The following is a 16364-nucleotide window of genomic DNA, read 5'->3' on the forward strand; positions in this document are numbered from 1 at the left end:
GGCCCGTGGGGTGTGCCGGGTGCGGCGGGTGTCGTGCGGTCCGGCTCCTGCCGCGCCGGTGCCGGCAGCCGGCGGGCCAGCCACAGTGCGTCCGCCAGCTCCTCGACGTCCGGGGCGAGGCCCGCGTCGCGCAGGCGCGCGACCAGCGCCGTGAGCACCTCGCTCACGGCGTCGGCCGGGGTGCCCGGAGCCGGTGCGGACATCGGCTACCTGGGCCCGCGGTCCAGGGGCTGCATCAGCAGCGCCGAGATCTCCTCGCGCCGGACCGCGTCCCGGGCGGCGTGCACGGCGAGGAAGATGGCGTTGAGGAGCTGGTCGGTGGGGCGCAGCGCGCCGTCCGCCTCGGCCTCGACGAACTGGTCGAGGATGTCGCGGTGGATTTCGTGCGCGTTCTCACCGAAGTGCGCCTGGACGAGCGCGGCGAGGCCCTCGTTGCGCGGGGCCTGGAGATCGAGCGGGATGCAGCGGCGCAGCAGGGGCGCCGGGAACTCGCGCTCCCGGTTGCTGGTCAGCACGACGAACGGAAAGGCCCGGCAGCGCACCTGACCGTCCGTCACGGCGACCTTGCGTCCGTCGTCGGTGAGCACCTCCACCACCGGTGTCCGGTCGGCGATCCGCTCCAGCTCGGGGATGGCGAACCTGCCTTCCTCCAGCACGTTCAGCAGGTCGTTCGGCAGGTCGATGTCGCTCTTGTCCAGCTCGTCGATGAGCAGGACGCGGGGCCGGTCGGCGGCGAGCAGCGCGGTGCCGAGCGGACCGAGTTTGATGTACCGGCCGATGTCCTCGGACTCCGGTCCGGACCCCGTGGCCCCGGCCTGGGCGGCACGCCGGAGCTGGGCGTCCTGGAGGCGGCCGATGGCGTCGTACGTGTAGAGCCCGTCGCGCAGTTCGCTGCGGCTCACGATGGGCCACTCCAGGACCCGGCCGAGTCCGAGTTCGTACGCGACGGAGTGCGCCAGCGTCGACTTGCCCACGCCGGGCTCGCCGGTGACGAGCAGGGGGCGCCTCAGGTAGAGAGCGGCGTTGACGAGTTCGAGAGTCCTGTCGCCCTGGACGGGCAGGGGTACGGCGCCGGCGCCGAGCCTGCGGCGGGTGGAGGAGTCGAGACCCGGGACGTCGTACGGCACGACCGGGGCGTCGAAGTTGCGCCACGGGGGCGGCGCCGGGAGCCGGTTGATCCTGGCCGGATCCGGGCGGCCGTTGCCCTGGTAGACGAACCACTCGCTCATGGTGCGCTCCTCGTCGACGGTCGGTGGTGGTCCACGTCCTGGCCGACGGGGGCGTTGTGCACCCACAACGGGCCCCTGGAAATGTACCCAGGACAGGCCTGCCACACGGATGTTTTCGGCCATCCGCCGCGGATGTCCTCCGGGGCGCTCACAGGGGTGCGTCCAGGGTCTCGGTCTCCTCCGCGGGCAGTGGACGCCGCGGGTCGTCGTACAGGAGTGCGAGCGGCTCGGCCCAGGCGCGGTCCGCGCAGTGCTCGCTGATGTCCTGCCGGAGGTGGCGCAGCCGGTCGGGGAGTTCGGCCAGCGAGCCGAGGGTGCCGAGGAGTTCCTCCGCCTTGGCGTGGAGGGTGTCGCACGCCTCGGCGCAGGTGCGGGTGGCGTGGCCGTCGATGTGCCAGAGGGCCACGCCGTGCCCGTTGTCCAGGGCGAGCTTCATCGCGGTCCGGCCCGGTCCGCGCCCGGCGGGGCGGCACATCACGGGGATGTGGTCGAAGGCCGCGTCGCGATAGCTGCCGGCGCTGGCCGCGACGCCGCGTTGCGGGGTGCGCCAGCCGGTGAAGCGCTGCTGGGCAATCATGGCCTGCCAGCGTTCGGCCCACAGCTTGTCCGGTTCTCCCCGGCGTGCGAGGGAGCGCAGCACCACCCGGCGGCGTGCGCCGAGGTGTGCGGCGTCGTCGAGCTGGGCGATGTCGTCGAACCGCCAGCGGTGCACGGCGGTGTCGAAGTACTCGGCGGGCAGGGCGACTTCGAGCGGCACGGGCAGGTCGGCGCGGTCCTTGGCGCGCAGCAGTTCGCTCAGCGGGCCGCGCAGAGCCTGGACGAGTTCGCCGGGGAGGTGGCCGTGGACGGAGTCGTCCGTCTGCCACAGCTCCGGTTCGTCGGACCCGTCACCGTCGTCGAACCAGATCTGCCAGAAGAAGCGGGTGGGCTGCGAGCCGATCACCGGGTCGAGCAGCACGGCGACCGTGGGGCCCTCGCCCGGGCCGGGATAGGGGATCACGATGCGCTCCGGTCCGTCCGCCGCGGTGGGCCGGACCGCTTCGGGGAGCGTTGCGTCCCGGACGAAGTCGTGCATGTCCCGGCGTGGGTCCCGGCGCAGCCGCCGGTCGATCCAGTCGGCGAGCTGCGAACAGTCCCCGCCCCGGCAGCGTATGTACGCCTCGACGAACTTCAGATAGCGCAGGAAGGTGAGCGAGTCGAGCGGATGCGGGCCCTCGTAGAGCAGGCCGTAACCGTCGCGCCAGGTCTGCAGTTCGGGGGCCCGCCCCGGCCACCGCCGGCCACTGCGGGCGCGGCTCGCGAGGACCTCCACGGTGGGCGCGTCGGGCGGAGCGGGCAGCGCGGCGAGCAGACGCAGCGCGGTGCGCCGGTCGTCCGGCGTCCACCGCTCACCGCCGTCGGCGGCGGGAGCGGACTGCAGGTCGATCCAGTTGTCCCCGCTCTCGGAGAGCGGCTCGGTGCCGTGCCACCGGTCGTGGGCGGCGATGACGGTGCGGTACATCTGTCCGAAGCGGCGCAGCGCCGATATGGCGACCGCCTTCCCGCCGTCCTGCTGCCGGCGACGGGACTTGACCAGTCCGACCACGGCTCCGGTGTCCGGGTCGAGCAGCGGACCGCCGGAGACTCCGGCCGGGAAGTCGATGTCGGGCTTGATGATCAGCCCGTAGCCGTCCTCGTGGCCGTTGATCTCGGCGTCCACCGCACGGGCGTGGGTGTGCGGCGGCTCGGGGTAGTAGCCGTAGACCTTGACGGCGCCGGAGTGCCGTACGTCCCGGTCGGCGAGCCACACGCACTCGTGCTGGTGCTCGTCGGCATCGCCCGCGAGCCGCACCAGGGCCAGGTCCTCCTCCAGCGGTACGACGGGCCGCTCCGGATGCGTGAGCAGCCAGGCCTCGAGCCGGGCCTCGGCGTCGACACCCTCGCCGCACACCCGGAAGGTCAGGTCGCGACGGGCGGCGAGGTGCGGGCGCACCACATGGGCGGCGGTCAGCACCCAGCCCGGGGCGACGAGGAATCCGCTGCCCCACAGCGGCTTGTCGTCGCCCTCGGCGGACAGCAGGTGGACGGTGGCGGCCTTGGCCAGGGCGTGCAGGCGTTCGGTGCGCTCAGTCATGCGCGGCCGGGTCCGGCGCGGCGGGGGCCTCGGTGGGCTGCCGGTCGAACTGCCACGTCAACGTGACCTGCAGCGAGGCCTTGGCCTCTCCCCTGGCGAGCACGGCGACCGCGATCCCCTCCTTGGCGGTCAGCTCCACCCCGAAGGTGATGGCGGCCTGGTCGGGCCGGGACGCACGGGCGGCGTCGAGCACGGTGCCGCCTACGGCCTTGATCAGGTCCTGGAGCTGTTCGACCTTGGCGAGGGCGGCGTCGGTGAAGCCGACGTCCTCCTGCTCCCCGTAGGCGTCCGCGCTGCCGATCCGGGCGGTGATGACCGTGCCGTCGGGCAGTTCGATGTCCTGGATGTGACTCATGCCGCTCCCCCGTCGAGCTTGCGTCCCGTCCAACCGGCCGCAGCCGGACCACACTTGAGCTGCGACGAGGCTAGCCGTACCGACGGTTCCGGTGCGAGTCCCCCGACCGGCCGAGTGGCGCATATTCTGAGGACATGTACTTCACCGACCGAGGCATCGAAGAACTGGAGAAGCGGCGCGGCGAGGAAGAGGTCACGTTCGAGTGGCTCGCCGAGCAACTGCGGACCTTCGTCGACCTGAACCCCGACTTCGAGGTACCGGTGGAGCGGCTGGCGACATGGCTGGCGCGGCTGGACGACGAGGACGAGGAGTAGGTCCGGCCGGGGTTTGCTTGTGCGGGCGCCTCGTTTGTGTGCGCCCACTCGGCCGTCAGTCGTGCGGTCGGCCCAGTTCGTACGCCAGGCCCAGGGTGCCGTGGGCCAGGAGGAGCGCCCCCGCTGTGGTCCAGCCGCCGCTGTGACGGCGTAGGCCCCAGACGGTGAGGGGGAGGCCCGCGGCGACCTGAGCGAGGGCGAGCGCGCGGGCCCTGGGGTCGCCGGACCAGGGAAGGTACGGGCCGAGGCGGCCGCCCCCGGCGTCGGGTCCCGTGCGGGACGCCGCGGGCCGGGCCGTCCCCTCGACCGTGCGGGCGTCCGGCTGGGCGCGGGCGGCCGCGCGGAGGCGGTCGGCGGATTCGCCGGGGCTGAGGCCTGCCGGCAGACGGACTCCCGCGCGCGTGAGCACGGCGAGCAGACCGCGCAGGCGGGCCGGGGCGTCGGCCGAGGGGTCGGATTTCGTCAGGCGGTCCAGGGACCGCACGTCGAGGGCCGGGTCCAGGCCGAGGCACGCGGCGAAGGTGTGCATGGCCTCGCCCTCGCCGACCGGGGTGCCGCCCGAGAGCCAGACGTAGCCGACCGGGCGCCGGAAGCCGGACGCGAGTGTGTAACCGGCGCGGTCCGCGTCCCACCACAGGGCGAGTACGGGCCAGGGGGCGCCGACGGCGAGAGCCGTGGCCCAGCCGGTGAGCACCCGGTCGACGGGCTCGGTGCCGTCCAGCCAGGGCCCGCCCTCCGGGACGAGGACGCTCCAGTTCTCGCCGGCCCGGGTGAGCACCATCCGGGCCCGCAGCAGACGGGCGGCGGGGGCCACGGCATGGGCGGGGGCCCGGCAGAGCAGCAGGGCGCCGGGGGCCACGGGATCGGCCCGGGCGTCGGCCCGGAACTCTTCCGTCGACATGCTCACACGCTAGGGCATTTGTCCCGGTTCGGAGACGGGCGGTCACCAGAACGAGTGCCTTGACTTCCCGCCCCCACGATATATCGTGTTTTACGGAAGACGCGATATGGCGTGTCGAGGTCCGTCCGGTCCCGCGTGCGGCCCGGCAGGTCGAGGAGGTCAGCACCATGTCCGAGTGGTCCGTCGCCGAGCCGAGCAAGCTCACCTTCGACGACCCCGTGCGCGAACTTCACGTACGCATCGTCGACGGAACGGTGAACGTGGTGGGGACGGACGAAGGTTCCGCCCGCCTGGAGGTCAGCGAGATCGAGGGACCGCCCCTGGTGGTCACCCAGCAGGGCGGCACGCTCACCGTGGCGTACGAGGACCTGCCGTGGAAGGGCTTCCTGAAGTGGCTCGACCGCAAGGGCTGGCGCCGCAGCGCCGTCGTCTCACTGGCGGTGCCGGTGAGCACGCGCGTCGAGGTGGGCGTGGTCAGCGCCGCCGCCGTGGTCTCCGGCGTCGAGGGGCGCGCGGAGGTGAAGGGCGTCTCCGGGGACACGACACTCGTGGGGCTGGCGGGGCCGGTCCGCGCGGACACCGTCTCGGGGAACGTGGAGGCCCAGGCCCTCTCCGGCGACCTGCGCTTCAACTCCGTCTCCGGTGACCTCACCGTCGTCGAGGGCGCCGGCTCCTCCGTCAAGGCGGACTCGGTGAGCGGATCGATGATCGTCGACCTCGACCCGGCGGGCAGCCCCACCGACGTCAGCCTGACCAGCGTCTCCGGCGAGATCGCCATTCGGCTGCCGCATCCGGCGGACGCGGAGGTGGAGGCCAACACCGCGAGCGGAGCGGTCTCCAACGCCTTCGAGGACCTCCGGGTCACCGGCCAGTGGGGCGCCAAGCGCATCACCGGCCGCCTCGGCACGGGCAACGGCCGGCTGAAGGCCACGACCGTCTCCGGCTCCATCGCCCTGCTGCGCCGCCCGCCGGTGGAGGACGGGCCGTGGGACGGGCCGGCAGGCGGTCCACAGGACGACTCGGGGGACAATTCGGCGTCCGGCCGGAGCGAGGACACGACCCCGTCCAGCGCCCCGGCCGACGGTTCGACCGACAAGAAGGTGCTCTGACATGCCCCCCGTCTTCGCTCATGGCCGCCTCCGCCTCTACCTGCTGAAGCTGCTCGACGAGGCCCCGCGCCACGGCTACGAAGTGATCCGCCTCCTCGAAGAACGCTTCCAGGGGCTGTACGCACCGTCGGCGGGCACGGTGTACCCGCGCCTGGCCAAGCTGGAGGCCGAGGGCCTGGTCACGCACACCACCGAGGGCGGCCGCAAGGTGTACGCCATCACGGACGCGGGCCGTGCCGAACTGGCCGACCGCAGCGGCGAACTGGCCGACCTGGAGCTGGAGATCCGCGAGTCGGTGGCGGAACTGGCCGCCGAGATCCAGGCCGATGTACGCGGCGCGGCGGGCGACCTGCGGCGCGAGATGCGGGCGGCGGCGACCGAGGCCCGCAAGGGCGCCCAGGGCCGCGGCGCCGCCGGGGACTTCGGCGACTACGGTGACTACGGCGAGAAGGAAGCCTGGCGCCTCGCCAAGGAGGAGATGCGCCGGGTCAAGCAGGAGTGGAAGGAACAGGCCCGGCGCGCCAAGGACGAGAGCCGCAGGGCGCGCGAGGAGGCCCAGCGGGCCCGCCGCCAGGCCAAGGAGGCGCAGGACCGGGCCCGGGCGCAGGCGCAGGAGGAGGTGCAGCGCATCGCCCAGCGGGTCCAGGAGCAGGTGCAGGACCACTTCGCCCGGGGCGACTGGCCGACGGGGGTGCGCGAGGGCCTGACGGAACTGGCCAAGGAGTTCGGCGAGTTCGGCAAGGACTTCGGCATGGAGTTCGGCAAGGACCTCGGCTTCGGCCGCGGCAACGCCGCCAAGTCGACCGCGGGTCCGGAGCACTCGACGACACCGGAGGACTTCCCGGCCGACTACGAGCCGGCCTGGGCCCACGACACAACCTCCACCGGCGACACGGCCCGCGACCTGGACCGTCTCCTCGACCGCTTCCGGGACGACATCCGCGACACGGCCCGCGACCACGGCGTCACCGCGGACCAACTCCGTGAGGCCCGCCGCCATCTGTCGACGGCGGCGGCACACATCGGGGCGCTGCTGAGGACACCGAAGCGGTAGGCACCACCACACGCCGGAAGATGGTCAGCGGCACCCCGCCTGCGTAGCTGCAGGCAGCCGTGCCTCCCCCAGTGCCTGATCGCCCTGGGGGGGACCCCCAGGGCGATGGGGGTCCCCCCGCTCGAGCGAAGCCGAGAGTGGGGGAGGGTGGGCGCTGGGGGCCCCCTCTGGGGGAGGCACCGCAACGCCGGGCTGCGAGCCTCGCACCCACCCGAGGGCAACCGCCCCCGGTTCAGCCCGTCCGGGCCTCTCCCCGCCGTAGAGCACCCGCGTCACCGACTCATACGTGACCCCGTGGTCGGCGAGGACCTCCGCTGCGACGCCCGGGCGGGATGTGAGCGCGAGCAGGATGTGCTCGTCGCCGATGCGCCGGTCCCGGCGGGCGACGGCGACACGCAGGGACTTCACGAGCACGTCCTTGGCGCCCGGCCGAAGGAACGGCGCCCGCCCACCACCCCCCGTCCTTCCGGTCCCCGGACATGGCACCCACGCCATGCGCCTCCTCCACCCGCGAAACGATCTCCGAGACATCGATCCCCAGCCCGGCCAGCGCATCGGTCTCGGCCTGCGACAGTCCGCGCGACGCCGGGCCTCCCCCAGCGCCCCGCCACCGACTCCGCACGCTCGGCGAGCCCCAGAGCGGCCAGCGCGAACGCACCCTTGCCGGCCCCTCGGTCCATCAGCGCGAGCAGCAGGTGCTCGGCATCGACGGTCTGCGCCCCCGACCTCTCGCACTGCTCGACGGCCCCCTTGACCACCGAACGGGCATCCTCCGTAAACCGTTCGAACATCATCGCCTCCCGTACTTCTTGTGCACGGCCTGCCTGCTCACACCGAGTTCCGCGGCGATCTCCTGCCACGACCAGCCCTGATTGCGCGCGCTGCGCACCTGGACGGCCTCCAACTGCTCCAGCAGCCTGCGCAGCGCGGCGACGGCCCGCAGTCCGACCCGCGGATCACGGTCACCGGCACGCTCGGCGAGTTCCGTAGCTTCGGTCATGATGTCAACTTACGTTGACACACCTCGCTTGTCAACCCCGATTGACAACACAAACGGCCGGCCCGAGACCCGGACCGGCCGTTGCAGTACCCGCAAACCGTCAGCTGTTGGTGAGCACGATCTTCCCGAACTGCTCGCCCGACTCCATCCGTTCGAAGCCCTCGCGGGCCCGGTCCATCGGCAGCACCTCGTCGATGACGGGCCGCACCCCGGTGGCGGCACAGAAGGACAGCAGGTCCTCCAGTTCCTCCTTGGTACCCATGGTCGAGCCGACGACCTTCAGCTCCAGGAAGAAGATCCGGGTCAGTTCGGCATGGGAGGGCCGGTCACCGCTCGTGGCGCCGGAAATGACCAGCGTGCCGCCGGGACGCAGGGACTTCACCGAGTGCGACCAGGTGGCCGCCCCCACCGTCTCGATCACGGCGTCCACCCGCTGCGGCAGCCGCGCCCCCGGCTCCACCGCCTCCACGGCCCCCAGCTCCAGGGCACGCTTGCGCTTGGCCTCGTCCCGGCTGGTCGCGAAGACCCGCAGCCCCGCGGCCTTGCCGAGCACGATCGCGGCCGTGGCGACACCACCGCCGGCGCCCTGCACCAGCACCGAGTCACCGGGCCGTACCCCGGCGTTGGTGAACAGCATCCGATACGCCGTCAGCCAGGCCGTGGGCAGACAGGCGGCCTCCTCGAAGGACAGCTCCTTGGGCTTGGGCAGAACGTTCCACGTCGGTACGGCGACCCGCTCGGCGAACGTGCCCTGGTAGCGCTCGGTCAGGATGGACCGGGGTTCCTTCGGGCCGACGCCATGGCCGGTCTGGCCGATGACGGAGTGCAGGACGACCTCGTTGCCGTCCTCGTCGACACCGGCGGCGTCGCAGCCGAGGATCATCGGCAGCCGGTCCTCCGGGAGGCCCACGCCGCGCAGGGACCAGAGGTCGTGGTGGTTGAGGGAAGCGGCCCTGACATCGACGACACTCCAGCCGGGCCGGGCCTCGGGGGCCGGGCGCTCCCCCAACTCCAGGCCTGCGAGCGGCTGGTCACGATCGATTCGGGCGGCGTAGACAGCGAACATGAGCCCGACGATAGGTTCCCACTCCCCCCAACGGAACCGTACGCCCCTGTGACACACACCCACTTGCCAGAAACCGCCCACGGCGCCCCCGCCACACCGGCACCCGCACCGCACCCGCCGACGGCGCCCAGCCCCCACAAGCGACGTCCACTCCTCAATGATCCGAACGGGTGGGCAGGGTGGGAAAAGAAAAGAAAAATGGCCCCGCCCAACCGGACGGGGCCATAAAAACCCTCAGCGCCGAGCCACACCCTCCGCCCGCGCCGCCGCCGCAACCGCCGCAGTCACCGCGGAGCGACCCGCTCGTCGAACGGCGACGGAATGACGTAGTCCGCAGCGAGGTCGTCCCCCACCACCCCCGCCAACGCCTCGGCCGCCGCGATCTTCATCCCCTCGGTAATCCGCGACGCCCGCACCTGCAGCGCACCCGCGAAGATTCCCGGGAACGCCAGCACGTTGTTGATCTGGTTGGGGAAGTCCGACCGCCCGGTCGCCACGACCGCCGCGTACTTGTGCGCCACATCGGGGTGCACCTCGGGATTCGGGTTGGCCATCGCGAACACGAACGCGCCCTCGGCCATGGAGGCGACCGCCTCCTCCGGCACCGTACCGCCGGAGACCCCGATGAAGACGTCCGCGCCCGCCAGGGCCGCCTCCAGCGACCCGGAGAGCCCCGCCTTGTTCGTGAAGGAGGCCAGCTCCCGCTTGACCGGCGTCAGGTCGTCCCGATCGGCCGACACGACACCCTTGCGGTCCGCGACCGCGACATCGCCGATGCCGGCCTCGATCAGCATCTTCGCGATGGCGACCCCCGCCGCGCCGGCGCCCGAGATGACGGCCCTGAGCCCCCCGAGCTCCTTCTCGCTCAGCCGCGCCGCGTTCCGCAGCGCGGCCAGCGTCACGACCGCCGTACCGTGCTGGTCGTCGTGGAAGACCGGGATGTCCAGCCGCTCCTGGAGCCTGCGCTCGATCTCGAAGCACCGCGGTGCCGAGATGTCCTCGAGGTTCACACCGCCGAAGGAGGGAGCGAGCCGGACCACGGTCTCGATGATCTCGTCCACGTCGGTGCACGCCAACGCGATCGGCACGGCGTCCACGCCGCCGAACTGCTTGAACAGAATCGCCTTGCCCTCCATCACCGGGAGGGAGGCCTCGGGCCCGATGTCACCGAGCCCGAGCACGGCCGTGCCGTCGGTCACGACGGCGACGACGGACGACTTCCACGTGTAGTCGTGGACGAGGTCCGGCTGCTCGGCGATCGCGGTGCACACCTTCGCGACGCCGGGCGTGTACGCCAGGGACAGGTCGTCCTTGTCCCGGACCGGCACGGTGGCCTGCACAGCCATCTTGCCGCCGCGGTGCAGCGCGAACGCCGGATCGAAGGAATCGAGGGGCTCTGCCCCGCCCTCCTGCTCCGTACTGCTGTCGCTGCGAGGATTGACGATCTCCGCTGCCACTTTGTTTTACCCCTTAAGTCTTCATGGTTTGAGGGTTGACCACTCCTGGTGAGGGGTGGGCGGGCACCGCGTACGGCCCTGGTGAGTGATGCGTACGGGCCTACGCGACGGGCGCGCCGCACACGCGCCCTGAGCCCCGGATGAGGGGTGTAAAGAACCTTCTTACCTGACGGAGGGTGTCGTCGACGAGTCGATAGCGCGAAGCTCACATGCCAGTGACATGACTCATGCCTGAATATGGGGACAAGGCCTCGACAAACCGCCGACAACCACTCAACGGACACAGGACACCGGCTATCGAACAGCCACATCCTGAGACACACCGAAGATCTTCCTGCCGGAACCGGGGATTCCCACAGAAGATCCGGTCGGGATGTCCCGGAGTGGTCCGGTTCGAGGGGCACTCGTTATCCGATTTTGACATCGCGGGTCACCTGAATGGTCCAGTCCGAATGGCAAGATGCGGTAATCACACGAGGTCGCGACACCCGAAGCTGTGTGTTCTCGTCGACCCATCGGCAACTCCACCCATCCGCCGGAGGAACCCACAATGACCGCCAGCTCCACCCGTCGTACGACCGCCGCGCGTTCCCGGCTAGCCGCGGTCGGTGCGATCGCGGTCGCAGGTGCCCTGCTGCTCACCGGCTGCGGTGACCAGACGGAGAACGGCGGCGGCTCGGACAGCACGGACGCGACGACCGCGGCCGCCCCGCTGGCCGACAAGCTGCCCAAGGAGATCCGCGACAAGGGCGTCATCAAGGTCGGTTCGGACATCGCGTACGCGCCGGTCGAGTTCAAGGACAGCTCCGGCAAGACGGTCGGTATCGACCCGGACATCGCCGCCGCCATGGGCAAGCAGCTCGGCGTGACGTTCCAGTTCGAGAACGGCACGTTCGACACCCTCATCACCGGTCTGCGCTCCAAGCGCTACGACATCGCCATGTCCGCGATGACCGACACCAAGGACCGCCAGGAGGGCATCGACTCCGACACCGGCAAGAAGGTCGGTGAGGGCGTCGACTTCGTGGACTACTTCACCGCCGGTGTCTCGATCTACACCAAGAAGGGCGACGACCAGGGCATCAAGACCTGGTCCGACCTGTGCGGCAAGAAGATCGTGGTGCAGCGCGGCACGGTCTCCGAGGACCTCGCCAAGGCCGAGGCGAAGAACTGCCCGAAGGGCAAGAAGCTCTCCATCGAGGCCTTCGACAACGACCAGCAGGCCCAGACCCGCCTGCGCGCGGGCGGCGCCGACGCCGGCTCCTCCGACTTCCCGGTCGCCGCGTACGCGGTGCAGACCTCCGGCGGCGGCAAGGACTTCCAGCTCGTCGGCGAGCAGGTCGAGGCCGCCCCGTACGGCATCGCGGTCGCCAAGAACAACACCCAGCTGCGGGACGCCCTGCAGGCGGCCCTGGATGCGATCATCGCGAACGGCGAGTACGACAAGATCATAAAGAAGTGGGGCGTCGAGGACGGCGCCGTCGACAAGGCCGCCATCAACGGCGGCAAGTGATCGCTCGGTCGGCGACCAGCGACCACTGAAAGGCAACACCCGTGACTGTTGACATCGACAAGACGACGGGGCCGGCCGACACGCCTCCGGCCGGACCGGAGGCCATCAAGGCCATCCCGGTCCGGCACTACGGGCGGTACGTCTCCGCCGTCGTCGCGATCGCACTACTCGGTGCGGTCGTGTACGCGTTCTCCCAGGGCAAGATCAACTGGGGGGCGATCCCGGACTACTTCTTCGACGACCGCGTCCTCAGCGGTGTGGGCAAGACGCTGCTGCTGACCGCCCTGTCCATGGCGATCGGCATCGTCGGCGGCATCCTGCTCGCCGTGATGCGGCTGTCGAAGAACCCCGTGACCTCCGCCATCGCGTGGTTCTACATCTGGTTCTTCCGCGGCACCCCGGTCCTGGTCCAGCTCATCGTCTGGTTCAACCTGGGCCTGGTCTTCGAGTACATCAACCTCGGTCCGGTCTACCGGGACGAGTGGTCGGACTTCATGACCCCGTTCCTGACCGCGCTGCTCGGCCTGGGTCTCAACGAGGCCGCGTACATGGCCGAGATCTGCCGCGCCGGTCTGCTCGCGGTCGACGAGGGCCAGACCGAGGCGGCGCACGCGCTGGGCATGAGCCACGCCAAGACGCTGCGCAGGATCGTCATCCCGCAGGCGATGCGCGTGATCGTGCCGCCGACGGGCAACGAGGTCATCAACATGCTGAAGACGACCTCGCTGGTCTCGGTCGTCCAGTACTCCGAACTGCTCCGCGTGGCCCAGGACATCGGCCAGACCTCCGGCGCCCCGGCCGAGATGCTGTTCCTCGCTGCGGCCTGGTACCTCCTGCTGACCTCGGTGTTCAGCGTCGGCCAGTACTACCTTGAGAGGTACTACGCCCGGGGCTCCAGCCGGCAGCTGCCGCCCACGCCGTGGCAGAAGATCAAGAAGAACGTGCTCTCCCTGTCGAGCCGGAAGGGAGTCACGGCATGACCGAGAACGTGAGCAAGACGGACACCTCCGCGGAGCACTCCGTCGTCCCGATGGTCAAGGCCGAGGGCGTCCACAAGTCCTTCGGCCACGTCGAGGTCCTCAAGGGCATCGACCTGGAGGTGAAGACCGGCGAGGTGTTCTGCCTCATCGGCCCCTCCGGCTCCGGCAAGTCGACGTTCCTCAGGTGCATCAACCACCTGGAGAAGATCAACTCCGGTCGCCTGTACGTCGACGGGGAACTCGTCGGTTACCGCCAGAAGGGCGACAAGCTGTACGAGCTCAAGGACAGCGAGGTCGCACTGAAGCGCCGGGACATCGGCATGGTCTTCCAGCGCTTCAACCTGTTCCCGCACATGACGGCGCTGGAGAACGTCATGGAGGCCCCGATCCAGGTGAAGGGCACCAGCAAGGCCCAGGCCAGGGAGCGGGCGGCACAGCTCCTGGACCGGGTGGGCCTGGCCGACAAGGCGGGGAACTACCCGTCGCAGCTCTCCGGCGGCCAGCAGCAGCGCGTGGCGATCGCCCGGGCCCTCGCGATGGACCCGAAGCTGATGCTGTTCGACGAGCCGACCTCGGCGTTGGACCCGGAGCTGGTCGGTGACGTCCTCGACGTCATGCGCGACCTGGCCGAGTCCGGCATGACGATGGTCGTCGTCACCCACGAGATGGGCTTCGCCCGCGAGGTCGGCGACAGCCTGGTCTTCATGGACGGCGGTGTGGTCGTCGAGTCCGGCAACCCGCGCGACGTCCTGACCGACCCGCAGCACGAGCGTACGAAGGCGTTCCTGTCGAAGGTGCTCTGACGGTACGCAGCAGAAGGGGCGGTACGGAGGACTTCCGTACCGCCCCTTCTCCTGTCCGGCCTTACTTGAGCGCCAGCAACAGCGTGTCCGACGGCGAGCACCACACCGGACGCGCCTCTGCGAAGCCCTTGTCGCGCAGTACGCGCGCGTGCCAGGCGGCGGACGGCATGTCACCGTCGGCGTGGTCGCCGTAGATCTCGAAGCGGCGGGCGGTGGGCGCGGCGAGGACCGGGTCCTTGGCGGCGAGCTGCCACCACTCGGCCCAGTCGAGGGCGCCGGCCTTCTGCGCCTGGTCCATGCGGGCGTGCCGCAGGGTGCGCTCGGCCGCGTTGATGCGGGGCGTGGTGTCGTCGATCATGTGGTCGGCGTTCATGAAGACGCCGCCGTGCCGGACGAGCCCGGCGATCCGGCCGTAGAGCGCCTCGAGGGGTCCGGCGTGGAACCAGTGCAGCGCGGTGGCGGTGAGGACGGCGTCGTACGTGTCGTACGGCAGCCGGGCGGGCCAGTCGGGGTCCTTGAGGTCCGCCTCGACGAAGGTGACACGGTCGTCGCCGTCGAAGGTGCCGCGGGCGATGGCGAGCAGCGCGGGGTCGAGGTCGATGCCGGTGCTGGTGGCCTTGGGAAACCGCTCGAACAGGCGGGCGGTGATGCTGCCCGTGCCGCAGGCGAGGTCGAGGACGCGCGGCTCGTCGCCGGTGAAGGCCTCCACCATGTCCAGCATGACCCGGAAGCGTTCTTCCCGGTCGGGCATGTACCACTCCTGCTGCCGGTCCCAGCTGCGCTGCCAGGCCTGCCAGTCGGTACCGGTGGCAGTGGTCTCCATGTCCGTCATTGGCGCCCTCCGTCAGCTCGTCGCCCGATACGACGCGTAATACCCTGGAAGCAGAACCGTCTGTTACGCGACCGCAGCACGACCATAGAGCCCCTCCGTAAGGACTACAAGTGGAACTGGCCTATTACTCGGATTACGCCGTACGTCTCGTCAACAGCGAGGAACCGGCCCGGGGCAAGGACTCACTGACCTCGGTCGAGGCCGTCCGCGACCTGTTCGGCGGCAACCAGTCGGCGGCCCGCCGCGCCACCGACGCGGACGTGACGCGGTTCCGCTCGGTCCGGGCCCGGCTGCGTGCGGTCTTCGAGGCGGCCGACAGCGGTGACGAGACGCTCGCGGTGGACCTGCTGAACTCCCTGCTCCTGGAGTTCCCGGTGAGCCCGCAGATCTCCGGGCACGACTTCCGCGACGACGACGGCCGCCCCCTGTGGCACATGCACCTGGCGGACCACCCGTCGAACGCGACCGCGGGCTACGCGGCGATCGCGGCGATGGGCCTGGCCTTCCACCTCACGGAGTACGGCGTGGACCGCCTGGGCCTGTGCGAGGCGGCCCCGTGCCGCAACGCCTACCTCGACACCTCCACCAACCGCTCCCGGCGCTACTGCTCCGATCGCTGCGCCACCCGCGCCAACGTGGCCGCCTACCGCGCCCGCAAACGCCTGGAGGCCGACCGGTCGGAGAAGACGGGCCGGGCCGCCGACAGCGCCCAGCGCAGCACCGCGAGCAGCGAACGCTGATCGGCCCGCCGCGGCCGGTACCGGAACCGCACCCGCCCAAGGACCAGCTCCTCCGGCACGGTGCCGTAATCCGTACTGTCGCCACCGGCGTACGCGTTGTCCCCGAGCACCCACCAGCCGCCCTCGCGGCGCTCCGCGGCCCGCTTGACCACCAGCAGGTCCTGCTGGAACGGATGACGCAAAACGACGACGTCACCAGGCCGGATCCGAGCGCCGTAGCGCACCACGAGCCGGTCCCCGTGGAACAGCGTCGGCACCATGGAGGGACCGGTCACCTCGGCCGCCCCGAAGGGCAGCAGCGCCCCCCTGCGCTCGCTCTCCTCCGACAGTTCCGGCATCCCCGGCACCTCCCCTGCTCGACGCTCCACCAGTCTCAGTCTCACCCCGGACTTTTGTCCTAAGCCCATGGGGGCACTCGCGAAATCCCGTCCCTCAGGGAGTAATGTCCCACCTGAGAAGACGATCACGAGGAAGGAATGCTCCATGCTTTCCCGCCTGTTTGCCCCCAAGGTCAAGGTCAGCGCACACTGCGACCTGCCCTGCGGTGTGTACGACCCTGCCCAGGCCCGCATCGAGGCGGAGTCGGTGAAGGCCGTACAGGAGAAGATGGCCGCCAACGACGACCCGCACTTCCAGGCTCGCGCCACCGTCATCAAGGAGCAGCGCGCCGAACTCGCCAAGCACCACGTCTCGGTGCTCTGGAGCGACTACTTCAAGCCCCCGCACTTCGAGAAGTACCCCGAGCTGCACCAGCTGGTCAACGACACCCTGAAGGCCCTCTCGGCCGCCAAGGCGTCCACCGACCCGGCCACCGGCCAGAAGGCCCTGGACTACATCGCCCAGATCGACAAGATCTTCTGGGAGACCAAGAAGGCCTGATCTTCGATCATGCCGCTTG

General features: G+C 70.6%; 17 protein-coding genes and 2 pseudogenes. 8 read left to right on the plus strand and 11 right to left on the minus strand.

Annotated elements, in window-relative coordinates; all coding sequences use genetic code 11:
* The 4 genes from StrepF001_RS34895 to StrepF001_RS34910 all read right to left on the minus strand — a co-directional run.
* A partial coding sequence (locus StrepF001_RS34895; RefSeq protein WP_129802190.1) for a hypothetical protein occupies positions 1-203 on the minus strand: 203 nt, incomplete at its 3' end.
* A gap of 3 nt (positions 204-206) precedes the next feature.
* Positions 207-1229 carry a MoxR family ATPase gene (locus StrepF001_RS34900; protein WP_129802191.1) on the minus strand — a complete coding sequence of 341 codons (1023 nt, stop codon included), beginning with the start codon at positions 1227-1229 and terminating at the stop codon, positions 207-209.
* 148 nt (positions 1230-1377) lie between these two features.
* Complete coding sequence (locus tag StrepF001_RS34905; RefSeq protein WP_129802192.1) at positions 1378-3342, minus strand: trypsin-like peptidase domain-containing protein; 1965 nt, start codon at positions 3340-3342, stop codon at positions 1378-1380.
* The gene (locus tag StrepF001_RS34910) at positions 3335-3697 is read right to left on the minus strand and encodes a CU044_2847 family protein (RefSeq protein ID WP_129802193.1); all 363 of its coding nucleotides are present in this window, start codon (positions 3695-3697) and stop codon (positions 3335-3337) included. The genes StrepF001_RS34905 and StrepF001_RS34910 overlap by 8 nt, the downstream gene beginning before the upstream one ends.
* Positions 3698-3831: 134 nt before the next feature.
* Here StrepF001_RS34910 and StrepF001_RS34915 point away from each other — a divergent pair, with 134 nt between their 5' ends.
* The gene (locus StrepF001_RS34915; protein WP_023586593.1) at positions 3832-4011 is read left to right on the plus strand and encodes a DUF6104 family protein; all 180 of its coding nucleotides are present in this window, start codon (positions 3832-3834) and stop codon (positions 4009-4011) included.
* A 55-nt stretch (positions 4012-4066) separates the two neighbouring features.
* Here the strand turns inward: StrepF001_RS34915 and StrepF001_RS34920 are convergent, their stop codons facing one another.
* Positions 4067-4912, minus strand: a complete 846-nt coding sequence (locus StrepF001_RS34920; protein WP_129802194.1) for a hypothetical protein — start codon at positions 4910-4912, stop codon at positions 4067-4069.
* A 167-nt stretch (positions 4913-5079) separates the two neighbouring features.
* Between StrepF001_RS34920 and StrepF001_RS34925 the strand changes: the two genes are divergently transcribed.
* Positions 5080-6021: a DUF4097 family beta strand repeat-containing protein gene (locus tag StrepF001_RS34925; RefSeq protein WP_129802195.1), complete on the plus strand. Its 942-nt coding sequence runs from the start codon at positions 5080-5082 to the stop codon at positions 6019-6021.
* 1 nt (position 6022) lies between these two features.
* The gene (locus StrepF001_RS34930; protein WP_129802196.1) at positions 6023-7075 is read left to right on the plus strand and encodes a PadR family transcriptional regulator; all 1053 of its coding nucleotides are present in this window, start codon (positions 6023-6025) and stop codon (positions 7073-7075) included.
* A 255-nt stretch (positions 7076-7330) separates the two neighbouring features.
* Here the strand turns inward: StrepF001_RS34930 and StrepF001_RS34935 are convergent.
* From StrepF001_RS34935 to StrepF001_RS34950, 4 genes and pseudogenes are all read right to left on the minus strand, one after another.
* Positions 7331-7866: pseudogene (locus tag StrepF001_RS34935) on the minus strand (Clp protease N-terminal domain-containing protein); the annotation flags it as partial.
* Positions 7866-8075, minus strand: a complete 210-nt coding sequence (locus tag StrepF001_RS34940; protein ID WP_129802197.1) for an HTH domain-containing protein — start codon at positions 8073-8075, stop codon at positions 7866-7868. The gene StrepF001_RS34940 and the pseudogene StrepF001_RS34935, both read right to left, overlap by 1 nt.
* A 100-nt stretch (positions 8076-8175) precedes the next feature.
* Positions 8176-9141 (minus strand): zinc-binding dehydrogenase, encoded by a 966-nt coding sequence (locus StrepF001_RS34945; protein WP_129802198.1) that lies wholly within the window; start codon positions 9139-9141, stop codon positions 8176-8178.
* A 234-nt stretch (positions 9142-9375) separates the two neighbouring features.
* A pseudogene (locus StrepF001_RS34950) lies at positions 9376-10598 on the minus strand (NADP-dependent malic enzyme).
* 550 nt (positions 10599-11148) lie between these two features.
* Here StrepF001_RS34950 and StrepF001_RS34960 point away from each other — a divergent pair.
* From StrepF001_RS34960 to StrepF001_RS34970, 3 genes are read left to right on the plus strand one after another with little or no spacing between them, the layout of a single operon-like run.
* Positions 11149-12111, plus strand: coding sequence for an ABC transporter substrate-binding protein (locus tag StrepF001_RS34960; protein WP_129802199.1), 963 nt, complete (start codon positions 11149-11151; stop codon positions 12109-12111).
* A gap of 41 nt (positions 12112-12152) precedes the next feature.
* A complete protein-coding gene (locus tag StrepF001_RS34965) occupies positions 12153-13091 on the plus strand; it encodes an amino acid ABC transporter permease (protein WP_129802200.1) in 939 nt (312 codons plus the stop codon).
* On the plus strand, positions 13088-13894 hold the full coding sequence (locus StrepF001_RS34970; RefSeq protein WP_129802201.1) for an amino acid ABC transporter ATP-binding protein: 807 nt from the start codon (positions 13088-13090) through the stop codon (positions 13892-13894). The genes StrepF001_RS34965 and StrepF001_RS34970 overlap by 4 nt, the downstream gene beginning before the upstream one ends.
* A 61-nt stretch (positions 13895-13955) precedes the next feature.
* Here the strand turns inward: StrepF001_RS34970 and StrepF001_RS34975 are convergent, their stop codons facing one another.
* Positions 13956-14726, minus strand: coding sequence for a class I SAM-dependent methyltransferase (locus StrepF001_RS34975; RefSeq protein ID WP_129802202.1), 771 nt, complete (start codon positions 14724-14726; stop codon positions 13956-13958).
* A gap of 110 nt (positions 14727-14836) precedes the next feature.
* Here StrepF001_RS34975 and StrepF001_RS34980 point away from each other — a divergent pair, with 110 nt between their 5' ends.
* Complete coding sequence (locus StrepF001_RS34980) at positions 14837-15466, plus strand: CGNR zinc finger domain-containing protein (RefSeq protein WP_129802203.1); 630 nt, start codon at positions 14837-14839, stop codon at positions 15464-15466.
* Here the strand turns inward: StrepF001_RS34980 and sodX are convergent.
* Entirely contained in the window at positions 15370-15804 is a 435-nt protein-coding gene (sodX, locus tag StrepF001_RS34985) for a nickel-type superoxide dismutase maturation protease (protein ID WP_129802204.1), read from the minus strand. The two genes, StrepF001_RS34980 and sodX, sit on opposite strands and share 97 nt — an antisense overlap.
* Before the next feature lie 145 nt (positions 15805-15949).
* On the opposite strand from sodX, the gene sodN reads away from it, so the two are divergent.
* Complete coding sequence (gene sodN, locus StrepF001_RS34990; protein ID WP_020136639.1) at positions 15950-16345, plus strand: superoxide dismutase, Ni; 396 nt, start codon at positions 15950-15952, stop codon at positions 16343-16345.
* Positions 16346-16364: the final 19 nt, after the last annotated feature.

This window comes from Streptomyces sp. F001 (assembly GCF_004187715.1).
GTDB lineage: Bacteria > Actinomycetota > Actinomycetes > Streptomycetales > Streptomycetaceae > Streptomyces > Streptomyces flavusporus.

Bases quoted from the DNA above. Each gene is read 5' to 3' on its own strand.
- StrepF001_RS34900 (WP_129802191.1), bottom strand. From the start codon at position 1,229: ATGAGCGAGTGGTTCGTCTACCAGGGCAACGGCCGCCCGGATCCGGCC.
- StrepF001_RS34905 (WP_129802192.1), bottom strand. From the start codon at position 3,342: ATGACTGAGCGCACCGAACGCCTGCACGCCCTGGCCAAGGCCGCCACC.
- StrepF001_RS34910 (WP_129802193.1), bottom strand. From the start codon at position 3,697: ATGAGTCACATCCAGGACATCGAACTGCCCGACGGCACGGTCATCACC.
- StrepF001_RS34915 (WP_023586593.1), top strand. From the start codon at position 3,832: ATGTACTTCACCGACCGAGGCATCGAAGAACTGGAGAAGCGGCGCGGC.
- StrepF001_RS34920 (WP_129802194.1), bottom strand. From the start codon at position 4,912: ATGTCGACGGAAGAGTTCCGGGCCGACGCCCGGGCCGATCCCGTGGCC.
- StrepF001_RS34925 (WP_129802195.1), top strand. From the start codon at position 5,080: ATGTCCGAGTGGTCCGTCGCCGAGCCGAGCAAGCTCACCTTCGACGAC.
- StrepF001_RS34930 (WP_129802196.1), top strand. From the start codon at position 6,023: ATGCCCCCCGTCTTCGCTCATGGCCGCCTCCGCCTCTACCTGCTGAAG.
- StrepF001_RS34940 (WP_129802197.1), bottom strand. From the start codon at position 8,075: ATGACCGAAGCTACGGAACTCGCCGAGCGTGCCGGTGACCGTGATCCG.
- StrepF001_RS34945 (WP_129802198.1), bottom strand. From the start codon at position 9,141: ATGTTCGCTGTCTACGCCGCCCGAATCGATCGTGACCAGCCGCTCGCA.
- StrepF001_RS34960 (WP_129802199.1), top strand. From the start codon at position 11,149: ATGACCGCCAGCTCCACCCGTCGTACGACCGCCGCGCGTTCCCGGCTA.
- StrepF001_RS34970 (WP_129802201.1), top strand. From the start codon at position 13,088: ATGACCGAGAACGTGAGCAAGACGGACACCTCCGCGGAGCACTCCGTC.
- StrepF001_RS34975 (WP_129802202.1), bottom strand. From the start codon at position 14,726: ATGACGGACATGGAGACCACTGCCACCGGTACCGACTGGCAGGCCTGG.
- sodX (WP_129802204.1), bottom strand. From the start codon at position 15,804: ATGCCGGAACTGTCGGAGGAGAGCGAGCGCAGGGGGGCGCTGCTGCCC.
- sodN (WP_020136639.1), top strand. From the start codon at position 15,950: ATGCTTTCCCGCCTGTTTGCCCCCAAGGTCAAGGTCAGCGCACACTGC.